Here is a 19732-nt window from a genome sequence, read left to right on the forward strand (position 1 = left end):
GCCGAGGCCGGTAAGAGAGGCTTCCAGCCGCAGAGCAAACCACCAGTTCACACTGGTGGTTTTGATTTCGTAAAGTTTGTTGTTCTATAAGAGAATAGATATAAACTGCGACGTAACTTGATGTGACGGTTAACCTACCGCTACGGAAATACACTTCGCTTTCACCCATCCGGGTACAAGTGCGACATCTGCTTCGTTTCACTGCGCAGTGTCTTCTACCCGTGGGCGGCTGATGAGTCTCCTCGAGCTAACGCTCTGCGGGGTCTCAGGCTAGGCCTCTGCTCGAGGCTGCTGAAAAAGTCCATTTAAAGAGAAATAGAAGCCAAACACCTACCACATATAGTTTTATCACTTCTATTTCTTTCTATATTTCGTTAAATATTGTTTCTATTTTTATTAATCCTAACTTTTTCAGTGGCCTCGCCTCTGCTCCCACAGGAATCTACGTGTATTTCCTCCGCTGTTATTTCCGTTACTGTCGTGGGACTGTATCTGTATTAATAAAACACCTTACCAGTTCGGGTGAGCGGAGGGCGGTGACTCCTGCGGGAACAGCACGTGTCCGAAGACCCCGCAGAGTGGTTTTCTCGAGGAGGCTGAGGCCGTGCCCGCGGAAAGCATCCGTCCGTAGCGAACCCGGACGGCGGCATAGCACAACTTATGGAAATCAACCAAGCGTTACTTCGCATTTTATATCAACTGTGAAGATGAAAAATTAACAGTACGTACGAAAAAAACCTTATTTTTTAATAGTAGCTTAACGGGATCAATCGAGATAAGGTACATAAAAGATACATAAATTCATAGTATACAGGAAAACATCGTTAATTAGGTAAACCATTCGCAATGAAACCATAATATTGTTATAATTAGTAGTGAAAACGTTTTACGTATAGGTAAGATAAAATGGAATTTCCTAATTATATGTTGATGTTTTACATAAGTTTATCGTAAAATGTTAAGAGGAGTTATTAGTACCTAATATTAATTATGTGAAAGATGAAAGGGTGCCAGCAATGTTAAAAGTACAAGAAATCAGAGAGTTAATAAAATTAGTTGATCAGTCATCTATTGATGAATTCACTTATGAAGAAAATGGGACAACAGTTTCTATGAAAAAATCAAGTGAAAATAGAGTAGGTCATCTAAGCGAAAATGTTCTAAAAGATTCAGAACAACCAAAAGTAAGTAGAGAAAAGGTAGTTGACCAAGTTCCACCTGTAAAAAAAGAAGAGCCTGAAGCTAAAGTTGAAGAACCTACAGTTACTACAAACACAAATTATGATCATGAGATCGTTTCTCCAATGGTTGGGACCCTGTATATTTCACCATCACCAGAAAGTGATCCATATGTAAAATCAGGAAGTTCTGTCCAAAATGACACTGTTGTATGTATTGTAGAAGCAATGAAATTATTTAATGAAATAGAAGCAGAAGTAACCGGAGAAATTGTAGAAATTTTAGCTGAAGATGGCGAGCTAGTAGAATATGGACAACCATTATTTAGAGTAAAGACTAAATGAGAGGGCGAGCGCGTATGATTAAAAAGCTGTTAATAGCTAACAGAGGAGAAATTGCGGTTCGGATAATACGTGCTTGTAAGGAGTTAAGCATAGAAACTGTAGCGGTTTACTCAGAAGCTGATAAGGAATCGTTACACGTTCAATTAGCAGATGAAGCATATTGTATTGGTCCAACATTAAGTAAGGATAGCTACCTTAATTTTACGAACATTATGAGTGTAGCAACATTAACAGAAGTGGATGCAATACATCCCGGATATGGATTTTTATCCGAAAACGCTGATTTCGCTGAGATATGTAAGGCTTGTAATATTACTTTTGTCGGTCCAACTCCACAAGCGATTCAAAAAATGGGAATTAAAGATGTTGCCAGAGAAACGATGAAGGCAGCTAACGTACCTATTGTTCCTGGTTCAGATGGTATTATTGAGAGTGAAGAAGAAGCTATAAAAGTTGCACAGGAAATTGGATACCCTGTGATCATAAAGGCTACTGCTGGCGGTGGCGGTAAAGGGATTCGTGTAGCAAGAAAAGAAGAAGATTTACTTAAAGGTATACGGGTGACACAAAAAGAAGCGGAAACTGCATTTGGAAATCCAGGTGTTTATCTTGAAAAGTTTATTGAAGATTTCCGTCATGTTGAAATACAAATCCTAGCTGATAGACATGGGAATGTTGTACACCTTGGTGAAAGAGACTGTACGATACAAAGAAGGTTACAAAAGTTAATTGAAGAAACTCCATCACCAGCCATAACCCCTGATATAAGAAAACTAATGGGTGAAGCATCTGTGAAAGCGGCAAAAGCAGTAGATTATGAAGGTGCTGGGACGATTGAATATATTTTTGACAGGAAAAGTAAAGCTTTCTACTTTATGGAAATGAATACCCGTATTCAAGTGGAGCACCCTGTTACAGAAATGGTTACAGGAGTAGACTTGATAAAAGAACAGATTAGAGTTGCAAGTAATGAAGTATTATCATTTAAACAAGAAGATATTGAATTTGATGGATGGGCTATTGAGTGTAGAATTAATGCTGAAAATCCATTCAAAAATTTTATGCCTTCAGCAGGAAAAATAGAAATGTATTTACCACCAGGAGGATTAGGAGTAAGAGTAGACTCTGCTGCATATCCTGGTTATAGTATTCCTCCATATTATGATTCCATGGTTGCAAAATTAATTACATATGGACCAACCCGTGAAGAAGCTATAAATCGAATGAGACGTTCGTTAGATGAGTTTGTAGTAGAAGGTGTTCATACAACGATACCATTCCATCGTTTAATAATGGATCATGATACGTTTAAAAATGGTGATTTTAATACAAATTTCCTTGAGGAAAATCCAATTTTAGAGCCAAAAGAGTAAAAGTTTTCAATAAAAAGGAGTGAAATCATGGGTGAACAGCCTTTATTGAATGTTAGTGATGATATGAGCTTAGGTAAAGTAGAAATAGCTCCGGAAGTCATTGAGGTTATTACAGGAATAGCTGCTTCAGAAGTGGAAGGGATTTCTTCGATGCGAGGCAATTTTGCATCTGGAGTTGTAGAACGTTTCGGAAAAAAGGCACATAGTAAAGGTGTCAAAGTTGAACTGACCGAGACAGGTATTTTAATTGATCTGTACGTTGTATTAAACTTTGGAGTTTCCATTCCACAAGTGGCACAAAAACTTCAATCGAATATTAGACAGACATTGAAAAATATGACTGCCTTAGAAATCAAGGAAGTTAACGTACATGTAGTTGGTATACAAATGGACCAAGATGAAGATATGGATGAAAAAACAGAATAATGATAATTGTAAGGTCAAAAGAGTAAATTTCTTTTGGCCTTTTTTCCAATCGTACTATGATTGTAGCATTGCATATATAATCATGTTATTATTTGAGTGAGATATAATAAAGGGAGTAATGACAGATGAGACGTAGCTCAGCAAGAGAAAAGGCATTTCAAATACTGTTCCAACTGGATATGAATGATGTTGATCCTGATCAAGCTATAAAAGATTACATAGAGACGTTGGAAGTAGATGAATATTTACAAACACTTGTACAAGGTGTAGCTAAGAATAAGATTCAAATTGATGATGTGATTGTACACCATCTTGAAAATTGGTCAATTGAACGAATTGCATCAGTAGAAAGAACAACACTAAGAATTGCCATATATGAGATTAATTATTTAGAAGATGTTCCAACAAGTGTTTCAATTAATGAAGCCGTTGAATTAGCCAACAAATTTGGTGATGAAAAATCAGGGAAATTTATAAATGGTGTATTATCTAAAATCATAGCATAAAGGGGATGTAAGCTATGTCTGCAGAAATAATTGATGGAAAAGAACTAGCACATGAACTTAGGATTTCAATGAAAGGTGAAGTGTTGGAGTTAAAACGTGATGGTTTAACTCCGCATTTGACGGTTGTCTTAGTAGGTGAGGATCCTGCTTCAAGATCATATGTACGAGGTAAACAGAAGGCGACCGATGAAACTGGTATCTCTTCTGACCTCATTGAATTATCGGTAGATACATCTGAAAGTGAACTTCTTCAGTTAATTGATAAGTTGAATGAGGATCCGTCTGTTCATGGAATTCTTGTACAACTTCCTCTACCTGAACAAATAGGAGAACAAAAAGTTATTGAATCTATTAATCCGGCTAAAGACGTAGATGGTTTTCATCCATTTAATATTGGTCGAATGATGAGTGGTGGAGATACATTTCTTCCATGTACACCGTATGGTATTCTGACTATGCTTAAGTCTAAAAATATTCCAATTGAAGGAAAACATGTTGTAATTATAGGCCGAAGTAATATAGTTGGTAAACCAGTTGGTCAATTACTATTAAATGAAAATGCGACTGTTACATATTGTCATTCAAGAACAAAAGACCTGAAGAATCATACAACAAAGGCAGATATCTTAATTGTAGCTGTTGGCAAACCAAATGTCATAAAAGCAGATTACGTTAAGCAAGGTTGTACAGTAATTGATGTTGGTGTGAATCGTTTAGATGATGGTTCTCTTACAGGAGATGTTGATTTCGAATCAGTTAAACACACGGCCTCCTATATTACACCTGTACCTAGAGGCGTCGGTCCAATGACAATTACGATGTTACTTAAGAATACAATAAAAGCAGCTAAAGGGTTGTCTGACAATTGAATAACAAGTATTTAACGGTTACTGCATTAACAAAATATGTAAAACGAAAACTAGAGTCTGATCCCCATTTAACAACTATTTGGTTAAAAGGGGAAATATCAAATTTCAAACACCACAGTCGAGGACATATGTACTTAACGATTAAGGACGATCAATCTCGAATACAAGCAGTCATGTTTGTGGGAAAGAATCGCTTTTTAACATTTACACCTGAAAACGGAATGAACGTATTAATTCAAGGTGAAATTGGTGTCTTTGAACCCTATGGACAGTATCAGTTATATATTCAACAAATGGAACCAGATGGTATAGGCGCTTTATATTTAGCATTTGAACAGTTAAAAGAAAAATTACATAAGCAAGGTTATTTTGAAGAGACACATAAAAAACAAATACCAGTGTTTCCTAAGCAAATTGGCGTTATAACCTCCCCTACAGGAGCTGCTGTACGTGATATCATAACAACCATTAAAAGAAGATATCCGATTGTAACAGCTACTGTTATACCTGTACTTGTTCAGGGTGCAAATGCGGCTAATTCTATTAAAGAAGCTATTGAACTTGCAAATGAGCGAGGGGAATTTGATGTACTTATAATTGGTCGTGGTGGCGGTTCTATTGAAGAATTGTGGAGTTTCAATGAAGAGATGGTAGCTAATGCCATTTTCTCCTCAAATATCCCGATTATATCAGCTGTTGGGCATGAGACTGACTTTACAATTAGTGATTACGTAGCAGACTTAAGGGCCCCGACACCAACAAGTGCTGCTGAACTTGCTGTGCCATCACAACTGGAGTTGAAGTCTAGGTTAACAACCGTTAATCGGTCGTTAACAAGGTTAATGAATACTGCCATAATGAACGCCAACCAGTCCTTGCAACGTATGCAGCAGTCTTACGCATTTCGTTACCCAAAACAATTAATCACTCAAAAAGAGCAGGAACTTGATAAACAAGTGGAACGTTTAGAAAAAGCAATGAGCATGAGTATGTCTAATGAGAGTCAGAAATTATATCATGTAAAGACCCGCTTAATTACACAACATCCAGAAAAACAGCTAGAGCAGTCAAAAAAGGATTTGCTTCAACTAACAAAGCAGATAAACTATCATTTTAATAAAATATTGGAAAGTAAATCGTCTCAGTTGTCGACTACCATTGAAAAAATGACACTTTTAAATCCATTAGAGATTATGAAACGCGGGTATGCGATTCCTTATGCAGAAAAAGGAAGAATTATCAAATCAGCAAAACAGGTGAAACAGGATGATGCTATAACTGTTACCTTATCGGATGGGAAATTAGATTGTAAAGTACTAAATGTTGAGGAGGAATATAATGACAACTGATAATGAAAATGAAGTACCCTTTGAAGATGCGATGTTGGAATTAGAAAAAATTGTAGAGAAATTAGAAAAAGGGGATGTGCCTCTTGAAAAAGCAATTACGTACTACCAAGAAGGCATGAAGCTCTCTAAGGTATGTAGTGATAAATTAGTTAATGTTCAGGATAAGATGACTAAGATCATGAATGAACAGGGTGAAACTGTACCTTTTGACATACAGGAGGAAGAATAATTGTGAGAAGTAAGCTTAATGATTTTATTGATCAAAATAAAATATTGATTGAAAAAGAGATGAGTAAGCATTTAGACAACTTATCTATTCCAGAGAGACTTAAAAAGTCAATGACGTATTCGATAGAAGCTGGTGGAAAAAGAATACGACCGATTCTATTAATAGCAAGTTATAACGCTTACAATAAAAACACACAGCGTACGTTATCTGCGGCTATTGCGTTAGAAATGATACATACTTATTCCTTAATACATGATGACTTACCAGCCATGGATGATGATGATTTAAGACGTGGTAAACCTACAAACCATATTGTTTTTGATGAAGCAACTGCAATTTTAGCAGGGGATGCATTATTGACTTATAGCTTTGAACTTATTTCAAACGACTCCGCCCTAAACGAAAATGAAAAAGTAAAAATGATTCAATTATTGGCACAAGCAAGTGGACCAAAAGGAATGGTAGCAGGTCAATTTTTGGATATGGAAGCAGAAAATAATGAGATAGCAATTGAACAATTAGAAAGAATCCACACACTAAAAACAGGTGAGTTGCTGAGATTTGCTATTATAGGTGGGGCATATCTTGGCGGGGCAACAAGTGAGCAGCAGAAACACTTGAGGGAATTTGCTTTTTACTTAGGCTTAATATTTCAAGTACAAGATGATATATTGGATGTTATGGGTGATCCAGAATTAATTGGAAAACCAACAGGAAGTGATGAGGGTAACATGAAGAGTACTTATCCTAAGTTGTTGGGTACAAAAGGTGCTATAGACAAAAAAGATGAGTATGTTACAAAAGCCAAAGAGGCACTCATTCTTGCAAATGCAAATGAATCTTATTTAATGGAGCTCACCGACTATTTTAGTCAACGTGATCATTAGTCCATCTAGAATTCGTTATCATAATGTGTTATAATGATCATATAAGAGGAATGGTGCAGTATTCTAGTCAGTCCTCCGTTTCTGAAGGCGGGCCTAAAAATCCGCCAAAGGGCACATCGATGAAGTTCCTTGTGTTGGCTTGAGGCGCCCAGCCTTGGGTCAGTGCTGGGAGTTAAGGTTTTTGGGCGATCCACAAAGGCATGTGGGCGTTGACCCGATTACCGCGGAGGCCCATATCTGTCGTCGTAACTAAGCTAGGTACGATTATGGAATGGGGTATGAACCTGCATAATAGGGTAAGGGACACCTTATTTGTAGCGTAGCCTGCCTTGAGTGGTGTTGAGGGGATTAGATTAACAAATATCAAACTAGGTGGCCACTAGCTTGATTATTTTCATCTCTATGAAATCAACACTGCAAAAGAGGCTAGGGAACGATCAAGGGCTGCTGAGGAAATCTCCTAGACTGTCCAATGGACGTATAAATGGGATTATAGTGTGGACTAAGTGGTAATCCAGTCTAGCTATTGGTGACAAAGCTAAGATGGATTTAAAGGGGAACCACCTTAATGGCAACATGAGGTATCCATCTGGGAAAACCTACTGGACCTAAGCCGCAGTTTTTACCTTTATACGACCATTCCTTGCTTACATAATCTATATTTGAGGTATAACAATGAATTCAAAAATAAAAAAATCGATTAAATTTAGTATAACTATTGCCGTTATCACATTTGTGTTAGCGGCTATTTTTTCAGTGATTTCTTCATCTGTTTTAAATGGTGTAGAATGGTTTATAGGATTAATTATTGTGTTTATAATAGTATTTATTGGTGTTGTATTTGATATGATGGGAATTGCTTCCACAGCAGCAAGTGAAGCACCATTCCACGCTATGGCTGCCGAAAAGGTAAATGGTTCTAAGGAAGCTGTATTGATCATTCGAAATGCAGATAAATTTGCGAGCTTTTGTAATGATGTTGTAGGTGATATTTCTGGAATTGTTAGTGGTACCGCATCAGCAATTGTTGTCTTGCAAATTGCTAACATTTATGGGAATGGCGATGGATCACTTACGCATATTATTATGTCTGTATTAGTGACAAGCCTTGTAGCTGCAGTTACAGTTGGCGGAAAAGCTATTGGCAAATTTTTTGCAATCAATTCATCAACAAAACTAATCCTTTTTGCTGGTAAAATTGTTGCTATTATGGAAAATAAACTTAAAATTCGTGTACTTCCTAAAGAACGTAAAAATTCAAAGAATCCACTATAAGACAAAACGTAAAGGGAAAATTTAAAATGAGTAAAATACGTCTAGATGTACTATTGGTAGAACGGGATTTAATTGAAACAAGAGAAAAAGCAAAGCGCGTGGTTATGGCTGGTCTTGTTTTTTCAAATCAGGTTCGCTTAGATAAGCCAGGTATGAAGGTAGCTGAAGATATACCTTTAACCGTGAAAGGTAAGTTGCTTCCATATGTTGGTCGTGGTGGTTTAAAGCTTGAGAAAGCCCTTAAACATTTTGAGATTCCAATTCAAAATAGAATTATGGTTGATGTTGGCTCATCTACTGGTGGCTTTACTGATTGTGCCCTACAAAATGGTGCAAGATTATGTTATGCAATCGATGTAGGCTATAATCAACTGGATTGGAAATTAAGAAACGATGATCGTGTAATTGTTATGGAAAGAACTAATTTTCGTTATGTAACACCAGACATGCTTTTAAGTGGGAAGCCTGATTTTGCTACGATTGATGTATCTTTTATTTCACTAAGACTAATATTACCAGTGCTAAAGCAGCTACTAACTACAAAAAGTGATATTGTCGCATTAATTAAACCACAATTTGAGGCTGGGAAACACCAAGTAGGGAAAAAAGGAATTGTACGAGAAAAATCCGTTCACATAAGTGTTTTAAAGAACATTTTAAGTTTTGCGATAGATGAGGGGTACCAGTTACGAGATGTAACCTACTCGCCTGTGACAGGCGGAGATGGAAATATTGAATTTTTAGCACACTTTGGCTGGAAGAAAGATAAAGCAGGAAAAAACATGACAGATGTCGAAATTAAACAATTAGTAGATGATGCACATAGTAATTTTTAAATCCTTTATCCAAAATGGGACTCCACAAACGTAGTCCGATGTTTTTTGGTAGATAAGAATGTATAAAACTTTCTTTTCTACATAAGTGCAACTTAGGATTTCACCATTAAGGCTTGGCGATAAGCCAAGTTTTCTATATGTGTAACCAAGAGATAGTAGCAATGTTGATTAAACTGGGAGGTATCATATGAGTAAAATACAACGTCATATTAAAATCCGTGAATTAATAACTGAAAATGAAATAGAAACACAAGATGACCTTGTTGATGAGCTTAAGTCATTAGGCTATAACGTAACTCAAGCTACTGTTTCAAGAGACATTAAAGAGCTTCACCTTGTTAAGGTTCCTTCAGTAGGTGGGCGGTATAAATATAGTTTACCTGCTGATCAGAAATTTAATCCATTAGATAAGTTAAAACGTTTGATAATGGATGCGTTTGTAAAAATTGATGATGCTAGTCACTTTATAGTTTTGAAAACTCTACCAGGTAATGCTCATGCTGTAGGAGTATTAATTGATAACTTAGACTGGAAAGAAATTATGGGGACTATTTGTGGGGATGATACTTGTTTAATTATTTGTCGCACTCCAGAAGATACAAGTAATATTAAAGATCGTTTTATAGGTATGCTTTAAGTCTAATCAATGAGGTGACATACGGTGTTAATGGAACTGTCAATTCAAGATTTTGCAATAATTGATAAAATTTCAATTACGTTTAGTGATGGACTAACTGTGTTAACTGGTGAGACTGGTGCTGGTAAATCAATTATAATTGATGCAGTTCAACTATTAGCCGGTGGTAGAGGCTCAGTTGAATATGTTAGGCATGGTACAAAAAAAGCCGAAATAGAGGGATTGTTCTCGATTGATGATGCTGATCATACTATTTATCGTATTGGGAAAGATTATGGCATTGATATTTCCGATGAAATGGTCGTGTTAAATAGAGCTATTACTTCTAACGGGAAAAGTATATGCAGGGTAAATGGAAAATTGGTAACTTTAGCGATCCTAAAGGAGTTTGGCAAAACACTTATAGATATACATAGCCAACATGAAACACAATCACTGATGGATGCTGACAATCATATTGAATTACTTGACTTATATGATTCAACCTTAATTACGAAAACGAAAGAAGATTATTTATACTTATATAATCAGTTGGCTAATCTTAAAAAGCGGTATAAAGAGTTGAGTGAAAACGAGCAGGAAATGGCACACCGTTTAGACCTACTTGAATTTCAGCTACAAGAGCTCGCACAAGCAGAATTAGTACCAGGTGAAGATGAAAAGCTTGAGGAAGAACGAAGTCAACTGGCAAATTTCGAACGAATCTATAATGGATTACATGATGCTTATGATGCGTTATATGGAGATCAAAGAGGAATTGAGTGGTTAAATAGGGCACAACTCGCATTACAAGATAATAGCAATTATGATTCATTTATTTCAGACAAAGCTGAAGAATTATCAAATCACTATTTTCTTATTGAAGAATTAACTTTTGATATCCGCAATTATATTGATACTTTACAATTTGATCCACAACGTTTAAATGAAATTGAAGCTAGACTAAATGAAATCAACCGTTTAAAAAAGAAATATGGATCAAGTGTTAATGATATTATCGAGTATATGGGCAAGATAGAAGAAGAAGTAGAGGAAATTACGAATAAAGATTCACATTTAAAAAAATTAGAAGAGCAAATACGAGAACTTGAAGAAGATGCTTATTTAGAAGCAAAACAATTACATGATATTCGTACGAAAGCTGCAAAGGCTCTTACATCTGACATCCAGAAAGAATTAAATGGATTGTATTTGGAAAAAGCCTCCTTTTCTGTTGCATTTGATACGAAAGTTACAGGTACACATGAAATTGGTGTTAATAATGAGAATATCCGATTGCATAAAAATGGGTTTGATTATGTACATTTTCTTATTTCAACCAATCCTGGTGAGCCTTTAAAAGAAATAAGCAAAACAGCTTCTGGTGGAGAACTGTCAAGAATCATGCTAGCACTGAAAAAAATTTTTGCAAAACATCAAGGTGTAACAAGCGTTATTTTCGATGAAGTTGACACAGGTGTTAGTGGACGGGTGGCACAATCCATTGCAGAAAAAATCCATCAAATATCAAGTGAATCACAAGTGTTATGTATTACACACTTACCACAGGTTGCAGCAATGGCTGATACACATAAATTTATATTAAAATCAGAAAAAGACAAACGAGCAACAACAAAGGTGTCCGAGTTAAGTAATTCAGAAAAAATTGAAGAATTAAGCAGAATGATCACAGGTGCTGAGTTAACTGAAACAGCTATAGTGCATGCTAAAGAATTACTCAACTTAGCATCTAAATTTAAAACAAGAGAATAAAGTAGTGAGAAAAGCCAGAGTATATATTATCTGGCTTTTTATATTATAAATATAAATTAATGTACTATACACTATTTCAGTTATTTAAAAAAGGAAATGATACACATCTTTTCTTATCATTAACCAGTTTAAAACTGCTCAACTTCGGTCAAATTAGATATACAGATATAAAAAATGGTATGGGTAAGGATCAGGAGAGTGAATGTGTTGATAAATTGTAAAAATATACGAATTTGGACAGGAGTTTTTCTTCTTGTCGCTGTTCTAGCAGCTCCTTTTCTTACACCATTACAAAAATACCTTTCCATCCCCAATGAAATTGTGACCTTTAATAATCAATCTCCAATAGAGGTTCCTGAATTGGGAAGAAGTGTAAATATAGACCCTTCAGAAAAAATTACTCAAGCGATGAATTCCTCTTCATTTTATGCAAAGGAACCTGGTAATAGCCAGTTAATTTATGAAGTAGCCGGACTCCCAGTTAAGAAAGTTAACGTATCGGTGCTTGAGGATATGAAGGTAATACCTGGTGGACAGTCTATAGGAGTACAACTTCATACTCGTGGAGTACTTGTGGTAGGTCATCATCTTGTAAATGGTGAAAATGGTAATTTATCTCCAGGAGAAGAAGCAGATATTAAAGTTGGCGATGTAATTTTAAAAATAAATGGAGATAGCATTAAAAAAATGGAAGATGTAAAGCCCTACGTTGAAGATGCAGGTAAAAGTAAAAGTCCATTAAAACTTACTGTAAAACGTGGAAATGAAACACATGAGGCAAAATTACAACCTGTGATGGATAATAAAGAGAAAAAGTATCGAATTGGCTTGTATATCAGGGACTCAGCAGCAGGTATCGGCACGATGACTTTTTATGATCCTAAATCCAAAAAGTATGGAGCATTGGGACATGTAATATCAGATATGGATACGCAGAAGCCGATTGAAATTCATAACGGAACTATTGTACGTTCATCGATAAAATCCATTGAAAAAGGAAATAACGGATCACCTGGTGAAAAACAAGCAAAATTCTCCATAAAGGATAATAAAATTGGAAGCATCACTAAAAATAGTCCATTTGGGATCTTTGGTAAGTTAAACCAGACCATTTCAAATGGTAAGAAAGATGATCCGATGCCAGTAGCTTTATCACATGAAGTAAAAGAGGGACCAGCTAAAATACTAACCGTTATAGATGGAGACGAAGTAAGAGAATTTGATATCGAAATTGTTAGCAGTGTACCCCAAAAATTCCCCGCCACCAAGGGAATGATTATTCAAATAACTGATCCTGAATTATTGAAGAAAACAGGAGGGATTGTTCAAGGAATGAGTGGCAGTCCAATTATTCAAGGTGATAAAATTATTGGAGCAGTCACCCATGTATTCGTAAATGACCCCACCTCAGGATATGGTGTTCATATAGAGTGGATGCTTCAGGATGCAGGGATAGACATTTATGGTGAAAATAATGAAGCTAGTTAATAAAAGACTTGTTATGGGATCAGTCCCATTTCAAGTCTTTTTCATAAGTAAAGAAAGCATTTTTGGAATGATATTTATCTCCATAATTAGCCACGTGTGAGTAATATTTCGGCAGCGAAACATCGTACGAATAAAAAACGCTTTTTATTTTCAAGGCTTTTATTTTTTATTATAGAAAATTCTGCTTATTATTAACGAAGGTATGGTATAATTTGTATAAATATTATTCGACATGGTATTTGTTGACTTTGTCACAATCAATCACACTTTATCGAAATAGATCGAAAAATAAAGTAAATAGAAGATATATTGAGTATTTTAAATAAAAATTAAAGTTTTTCCAATAAAAAGAGGATATTTCGAAGATATGTCGAATATATAACGTGGATAAGAGCTCGAATTACATAAAGGAGGAAATTTAGTGGAGAAGATTTCAGTATGTTTAGTTGATGACAATAGGGAACTTGTGCAAATGATGGAAGATTATTTCGAGGGACAACAGGATATTGAAGTAATTGGTGTAGCTTATAACGGGAGAGATTGTTTAGAGATGTTGGATGAACTCAATCCAGATGTGTTGATTCTTGATATTATTATGCCACACGTAGATGGATTGGCAGTGTTGAATACAGTTAGAGGTATGGAAAGAGAAAGCTACCCGAATGTTATTATGCTTACTGCGTTTGGGCAAGAAGAAGTAATGAAGAAAGCTGTTGATTTAGGGGCTTCTTATTTTATTTTAAAACCGTTTGACCTAGATAATTTAGCTGATCAAATTAGGCAGGTAAGAGGAATTAATACTTCTTTTCCTTCAAATACTAAAAATGGTACAAAAAAAGAAAAAAAGAAAAAAGATCTAGAAGCAAGTATTACAAATATTATTCATGAGATCGGGGTACCAGCACATATAAAAGGGTATATGTATTTACGGGAAGCCATTACAATGGTTTATAATGATATAGAATTATTAGGGTCAATTACAAAAGTACTGTACCCTGATGTAGCTAAGAAATTTAATACAACCGCCTCTCGCGTGGAACGTGCAATCCGACACGCAATAGAAGTAGCTTGGAGTAGGGGTAACATTGATTCTATATCTGCTTTATTTGGTTACACTGTCAGCATTTCCAAAGCAAAACCAACTAATTCAGAATTTATAGCCATGGTGGCTGATCGTTTACGGCTAGAACATAAAGCGAGTTAATGAAACCAATAAAAAATATTACTGTATCAGGAGAATACAGTAATATTTTTTATTAGTAAAGAAAGTATAACACGTCCAACTCCAGCGCCACTACTGCTAGTGGGCTTCCTTATCCTCCTTACGATAAGTCAACATCGATTCGCTTACGCTCTTCGTGTTTCCTTTAAGGAAGCTCGACTAACTTCACCGCTTTGCGCGCCAACGTCGACTTACCCGCGATGCATGGGTGCTTACGCTTTTGTTCTTGTCTAGGAAATTATAAAATTAGGAGCCTGTGGATAATTTATTGACTGTGTAAGCCACGTCCAGCTCCAGCGCCCAACAACTAGTGGGCTTCCTGATCCTCCTTACGATAAGTCAACATCGATTCGCTACCGCTCTTCGTGTTTCCTTTATCTCATGCGGATTTGGAAGATCGACTAACTTCACCGCTTTGCGCGGCAACGTCGACCCACCCGCGATGCGCGGGCGCAGCCCATACGTCGCTAAACGGGCGCTTACGCTTTTGTTCTGATTAATTATAAATATTTCAAACTTAATGAGTTCTTATTCAAAGAATGCTGTGTATAGAGATTGTATTGCTCTGTTGATTCCTTCAGCCCGTATACCAAACATAATAGAAACTTCAGAGGAACCTTGGTTTATCATTTCAATATTTACATCTGCCTCAGTAATAGCTGTGGTTGCTTTTTGTGCAATTCCAATTGTACTCATAATACCTTCGCCGACAATCATAATCATGGCAAGGTTCCTGTGAAAGGTAACCATATCTGCATTTAATTCTTCTTTTACACGTTTTAGGATAGAATTTTCTTTTTCTGCAGTTAATTGGCTTTCACGAATAATAACTGACATGTCATCTATTCCTGATGGAGCATGTTCAAATGATATATCTTCATCTTCTAAAATTTGCAGTAGTTTTCTACCAAACCCTACTTCACGGTTCATCAAATATTTACTGACATATAAACTACAAAAACCTGCAGCACTAGCAATACCAACTACACATTTTTTATCATGCTTTTTTGACGCAACGATCATTGTTCCGAGTGATGTTGGATTGTTTGTATTTTTAATACAAACGGGTATATTCTCCTTGAATGCAGGTATTAAAGCTTCATCATGAAAGACTGAAAATCCAGCGTATGAAAGTTCACGCATTTCTCTATATGTTAGTGATGTGATCTCAATAGGATCTTGTACAATCTGAGGATTTACAGAGTATACGGAATCAACGTCTGTAAAATTCTCATATAAGTCTGCTTTTACACCGGCAGCCACAATAGAACCAGTGATGTCTGAACCACCTCGTGAGAATGTTACTAACTGTTCATCTTCTGTATATCCAAAGAAACCTGGAATAACTAAAATTTCGTTTCTTTCTCTTAATGCATAAAGTTTTTCAAAACTTTGCGGAAGGATTTGTGCTCTGCCTGGTTCATTACTTACAATAATACCTGCGTCTTTCGGGTTTAAATACGATGCATTCAAATTTAATGATTTTAAGTATTGGCTAAGGATTTTAGCTGAGCTATCTTCACCAACAGATTTTAAGGCGTCCATTTTTCTTTCGTCTGTAATTTGTTTTGATAAAATCGATTGAATCGTTTGATTGATATCATCTAACACAGAATTAGATATATTTAATTCATTTATTATTCCGCTAAAACGAGTAAGTATTTTGTCTAAAACGTTATCAAAAGGTTGATTACTTATATAGGATTCCCCTAATTGTATTAACAAGTCTGTTATTTTTTCATCACCTTTAAATCGTTTTCCAGGAGCAGATACAACAATAAATTTACGTTTGGAATCATCGTTAATAATAGCTCCTACTTTAACTAATTGTTCTGCACTTGCTACTGAACTTCCTCCGAATTTTGATACTTTCATACTTGCGATTTCCCCCTTGAATACTATTTATACACCTTTTCTTTTACGGACATTCTTTTTTTTATTTAATTGTTTTTTCTTATCTCTGTGAACAATAAATCCACCAATAAAAGCAATACCAATGATGAAAAATAAAAGGCCAAACAAAAATTGAAATCCCATGTCATCGAATAATGAATCTCGCATGAGTTTTATACCATAAGCCGAAAAAACTCCAGGTATAATAAGTATTAATATTGCTATGAATCGAACCATGACTATACCTCTTTCAAGAAAATAACATAATGTTTATTATAGCAAAAATAGAATTAAAAAGGAACAATAGGAAATTTGCCAAAACGTGCAGAATAAAGTATGCTGATAACGTGCAAAAAATTGCAAGGTGGGATTATATGAAACGGGTGCTAATTGTTGGGGCTGGAAAAGGTGGAACTGCATTATTAAAAATTTTATATGCAACTGCTCGTATGAAAATTGTTGCTATAATTGATTCAGACAGTAATGCAGATGGATTACATATTGCGCAAAGTTATGAGGTTCCCACAGATACTAATTGGGAAAACTGGATGGATAAAGATATAGATATCATAATTGAAGCAACAGGAAGTGAACGAGTCCTGGAGAGACTGATCGAAGTTAAAAATCGAAAGACAGTAGTTATACCTGGTTCTGTTGCCTACATAATTTCTGAGTTATTTGAAGAAAAGGAATCGGTTGTCGAACGGTTGAAACTTCAAATGAACAATCAAAACCTAATTTTAAACAATATTCGTGACGGCATGATTGTTATTAATGACCAAGAACAAGTACAATTTGTAAATCCGAGTGCAGAGCGAATAGTAGGTATCCAGAAAGAAAACTTTATAGGGCTTCCTATAACTGATGTAATAGCTGACTCAAGGTTACCTCATGTACTCAGGATCAGAAGAAAAGAAGTTAACCAAAAACTCGTTTTAGAAAATGGAAAGAAAGTCATCACTACCAGAATTCCAATTATAAATGCAGATGATCAATTAATTGGTGCGTTTGCAGTATTTAAAGATATTACCGAAGTAATGAATCTCGCCGAAGAAAATACGGACTTAAAAGAAATTAAAACGATGTTAGAGGCAATTATCCAATCTTCTGATGAAGCTATAAGTGTTGTTGATGAAAAAGGGATAGGAATTATGATTAATCCTGCTTATACACGAATTACTGGTTTACGGAAAGAGGACATTGTTGGTAAGCCTGCTACTGTTGATATTTCTGAGGGTGAAAGCATGCATATGAAAGTGCTGCAAACCCGAAGACCTGTTCGCGGAGTCCGGATGAAGGTTGGTCCCTCTAAAAAAGATGTAATGGTTAATGTTGCACCTGTTATTGTTGACGGAAAGATAAAGGGGAGTGTGGGTGTTTTACACGATGTTTCTGAAATACACTCACTGACTAGTGAATTGAAGCGAGCTAGACAAATTATCCGGAGTCTAGAAGCTAAATATACGTTTGATGACATAATTGGAACTTCTCCAGAAATGAAGTTAGCATTAGAACAAGCGAAAGTCGGTGCAAAGACGCCGGCTACAGTCCTTCTCCGCGGTGAATCGGGTACTGGTAAAGAACTATTTGCGCATGCCATTCATAATGAAAGTGATCGCAAACACAATAAATTTATTAGAGTTAATTGTGCTGCTATTGCAGAATCTATATTAGAAAGTGAATTATTTGGATATGAAGAGGGTGCTTTTTCTGGTGCAAAACGAGGTGGTAAAAAAGGCCTTTTTGAAGAAGCAAATATGGGTAGTATATTTCTAGATGAAATTGGCGAACTATCCCTTCACATGCAAGCAAAATTATTACGTGTTCTACAAGAACATGAAATTGTTCGTGTAGGCGGAACTAACCCTGTCTTGTTAGATGTTCGAATTATTACTGCTACTAATATAAACTTAGAAAAGGCAATAATGAATAATACGTTTCGGGAGGATTTGTATTATCGTTTAAATCGCTTGCCGATATATATACCTCCTTTATACGAGAGAATTAATGATCTAGACGAACTAATTCAGCATATTATTGAGAAAATCAATCAGGATTATGGTCGAAATGTCCGAAAAGTATCTACAAAAGCAATAAGTGTTTTGAAAAGTTACCATTGGCCCGGAAATGTCAGGGAACTCGAAAATGTGATCGGACGAGCTATGATCTATATGGATATGAATGAAGAAATTATTCAAAAGGAACACATACCAAGTTTATTTGATAAACCTGCTGAAAATACTTCAACTAGTAATGGTCGTAAATATGCAACTGAGTCATTGCAAGCAGCTGTCGAACAGTATGAAAAAGATTATATAATCGAAGCTTATAAACGTAATGATTCCAACAAAACGAAAACTGCAAAAGAATTAAATATTTCTGTTCGTAACCTGTACTATAAGATAGAAAAATATAAAATTGAAAAGATTAACATGCAAGATCTTTCATAAATGAAAAATCTTGCACAACCGGAACGCGGTTCATAAAAGCGCTTACAATATCAAATAGTTGGCACGGAATTTGCACTATAATTAATGGGTGTTGGTAGGAGGTTTTTTAAAATGAATACATTAGCATCATTGAGAACCATCGTAAAACAAGAAAAACCACAAGTTGTATCTGTTGCTAATGCAGCAGATAGAGAAGTGCTCTTAGCTGTCAAAGAAGCTGTTAAACAAGATTTATGTTCGTTTTTATTATTTGGTAATGAAACTGAAATAAGATCAATTTCATCATCAATTGATTTGGATTTGAATTTGCCTCATCTAGTAATACGAAATGTAACTACCAATGTTGCTTTAGAAGCAACAAAAGCAGTTCATACAAACGAGGCGCAAATTTTAATGAAAGGGAATGTATCTACAAAGAATTTGTTGAAAGCGGTATTAGATAAGGAAAGTGGTTTACGGACTGGAAAGGTATTATCTCATGTAGCTCTTTTTGAAGTCCCAAATCAAGATAGACTTATTTTTTTAACCGATGCTGCTATGAACATAGCGCCTGATCTTAAAGAGAAAGTTGAAATACTTAATAACGCTGTTCAGGTAGCACATGGAATAGGGTTAGATACCCCGAAAGTAGCGATTATTTCACCGGTTGAAGTGGTTAATCATTCGATGCCATCTACATTAGATGGAGCCGTTATGACACAAATGCAAAATCGTGGGCAAATAAAGGGTTGTTTAGTTGATGGTCCATTAGCATTTGATAATGCAGTTTCTCATAAGGCCGCCGAACAGAAAGATATCAAATCAAAAGTGGCAGGCCAAGCAGATATATTAATGGTTCCAACCATCGAAGTAGGAAATGCTTTATATAAATCATTCATGTATTTTGCCAAAGCAAAGGTTGCAGCGGTTATAAGTGGAGCGAAAGCACCAATTATATTGACATCAAGAGCAGACTCAGCTGAAAGTAAGCTTCACTCATTATCACTAGCTCTAGTATCATCTAAAACATTTTAGGAG

18 protein-coding genes are annotated in these 19732 nt (G+C 35.7%); 16 read left to right on the plus strand and 2 right to left on the minus strand.

Going from position 1 to position 19732, the window contains the following annotated elements; genetic code table 11:
* Positions 1–1016 precede the first annotated feature (1016 nt).
* From accB to spo0A, 14 genes are all read left to right on the plus strand, one after another.
* Positions 1017–1523 carry an acetyl-CoA carboxylase biotin carboxyl carrier protein gene (gene accB, locus ACFQ3N_RS12360; protein ID WP_390362825.1) on the plus strand — a complete coding sequence of 169 codons (507 nt, stop codon included), beginning with the start codon at positions 1017–1019 and terminating at the stop codon, positions 1521–1523.
* A gap of 14 nt (positions 1524–1537) precedes the next feature.
* Complete coding sequence (gene accC, locus ACFQ3N_RS12365; protein ID WP_390362827.1) at positions 1538–2896, plus strand: acetyl-CoA carboxylase biotin carboxylase subunit; 1359 nt, start codon at positions 1538–1540, stop codon at positions 2894–2896.
* A gap of 27 nt (positions 2897–2923) precedes the next feature.
* A complete protein-coding gene (locus ACFQ3N_RS12370) occupies positions 2924–3322 on the plus strand; it encodes an Asp23/Gls24 family envelope stress response protein (protein ID WP_390362829.1) in 399 nt (132 codons plus the stop codon).
* 125 nt (positions 3323–3447) lie between these two features.
* The gene (gene nusB, locus ACFQ3N_RS12375; protein ID WP_390362831.1) at positions 3448–3828 is read left to right on the plus strand and encodes a transcription antitermination factor NusB; all 381 of its coding nucleotides are present in this window, start codon (positions 3448–3450) and stop codon (positions 3826–3828) included.
* 14 nt (positions 3829–3842) lie between these two features.
* The gene (gene folD, locus ACFQ3N_RS12380; RefSeq protein WP_390362833.1) at positions 3843–4697 is read left to right on the plus strand and encodes a bifunctional methylenetetrahydrofolate dehydrogenase/methenyltetrahydrofolate cyclohydrolase FolD; all 855 of its coding nucleotides are present in this window, start codon (positions 3843–3845) and stop codon (positions 4695–4697) included.
* Positions 4694–6046: an exodeoxyribonuclease VII large subunit gene (xseA, locus tag ACFQ3N_RS12385; protein WP_390362835.1), complete on the plus strand. Its 1353-nt coding sequence runs from the start codon at positions 4694–4696 to the stop codon at positions 6044–6046. Before folD ends, xseA begins: the two co-directional genes overlap by 4 nt.
* The gene (gene xseB / locus ACFQ3N_RS12390; protein WP_390362836.1) at positions 6036–6275 is read left to right on the plus strand and encodes an exodeoxyribonuclease VII small subunit; all 240 of its coding nucleotides are present in this window, start codon (positions 6036–6038) and stop codon (positions 6273–6275) included. Before xseA ends, xseB begins: the two co-directional genes overlap by 11 nt.
* 2 nt (positions 6276–6277) lie before the next feature.
* The gene (locus ACFQ3N_RS12395; protein ID WP_390362837.1) at positions 6278–7162 is read left to right on the plus strand and encodes a polyprenyl synthetase family protein; all 885 of its coding nucleotides are present in this window, start codon (positions 6278–6280) and stop codon (positions 7160–7162) included.
* 675 nt (positions 7163–7837) lie between these two features.
* Positions 7838–8437 (plus strand): hypothetical protein, encoded by a 600-nt coding sequence (locus ACFQ3N_RS12400; protein ID WP_390362839.1) that lies wholly within the window; start codon positions 7838–7840, stop codon positions 8435–8437.
* A gap of 26 nt (positions 8438–8463) precedes the next feature.
* Complete coding sequence (locus ACFQ3N_RS12405) at positions 8464–9273, plus strand: TlyA family RNA methyltransferase (protein ID WP_390362841.1); 810 nt, start codon at positions 8464–8466, stop codon at positions 9271–9273.
* A 187-nt stretch (positions 9274–9460) separates the two neighbouring features.
* Entirely contained in the window at positions 9461–9910 is a 450-nt protein-coding gene (ahrC, locus tag ACFQ3N_RS12410) for a transcriptional regulator AhrC/ArgR (protein WP_390362842.1), read from the plus strand.
* A gap of 24 nt (positions 9911–9934) precedes the next feature.
* Positions 9935–11662 (plus strand): DNA repair protein RecN, encoded by a 1728-nt coding sequence (gene recN / locus ACFQ3N_RS12415; protein ID WP_390362844.1) that lies wholly within the window; start codon positions 9935–9937, stop codon positions 11660–11662.
* A 210-nt stretch (positions 11663–11872) separates the two neighbouring features.
* Complete coding sequence (gene spoIVB, locus ACFQ3N_RS12420) at positions 11873–13150, plus strand: SpoIVB peptidase (RefSeq protein ID WP_390362900.1); 1278 nt, start codon at positions 11873–11875, stop codon at positions 13148–13150.
* 421 nt (positions 13151–13571) lie between these two features.
* Positions 13572–14354 (plus strand): sporulation transcription factor Spo0A, encoded by a 783-nt coding sequence (spo0A, locus tag ACFQ3N_RS12425; RefSeq protein WP_390362846.1) that lies wholly within the window; start codon positions 13572–13574, stop codon positions 14352–14354.
* 546 nt (positions 14355–14900) lie between these two features.
* Here the strand turns inward: spo0A and ACFQ3N_RS12430 are convergent.
* Together ACFQ3N_RS12430 and ACFQ3N_RS12435 are read right to left on the minus strand one after the other, a co-directional pair.
* On the minus strand, positions 14901–16247 hold the full coding sequence (locus tag ACFQ3N_RS12430) for an aspartate kinase (RefSeq protein ID WP_390362848.1): 1347 nt from the start codon (positions 16245–16247) through the stop codon (positions 14901–14903).
* A 27-nt stretch (positions 16248–16274) separates the two neighbouring features.
* Complete coding sequence (locus ACFQ3N_RS12435; RefSeq protein WP_390362849.1) at positions 16275–16502, minus strand: DUF2627 family protein; 228 nt, start codon at positions 16500–16502, stop codon at positions 16275–16277.
* A 137-nt stretch (positions 16503–16639) separates the two neighbouring features.
* Here ACFQ3N_RS12435 and ACFQ3N_RS12440 point away from each other — a divergent pair, with 137 nt between their 5' ends.
* Positions 16640–18715 carry a sigma 54-interacting transcriptional regulator gene (locus ACFQ3N_RS12440; protein WP_390362851.1) on the plus strand — a complete coding sequence of 692 codons (2076 nt, stop codon included), beginning with the start codon at positions 16640–16642 and terminating at the stop codon, positions 18713–18715.
* A 111-nt stretch (positions 18716–18826) separates the two neighbouring features.
* Positions 18827–19729 (plus strand): phosphate butyryltransferase, encoded by a 903-nt coding sequence (gene yqiS / locus ACFQ3N_RS12445; RefSeq protein WP_390362853.1) that lies wholly within the window; start codon positions 18827–18829, stop codon positions 19727–19729.
* Positions 19730–19732: the final 3 nt, after the last annotated feature.

This window comes from Virgibacillus byunsanensis, assembly GCF_042675965.1.
Classification (GTDB): Bacteria; Bacillota; Bacilli; order Bacillales; family Amphibacillaceae; genus Virgibacillus_R; species Virgibacillus_R byunsanensis.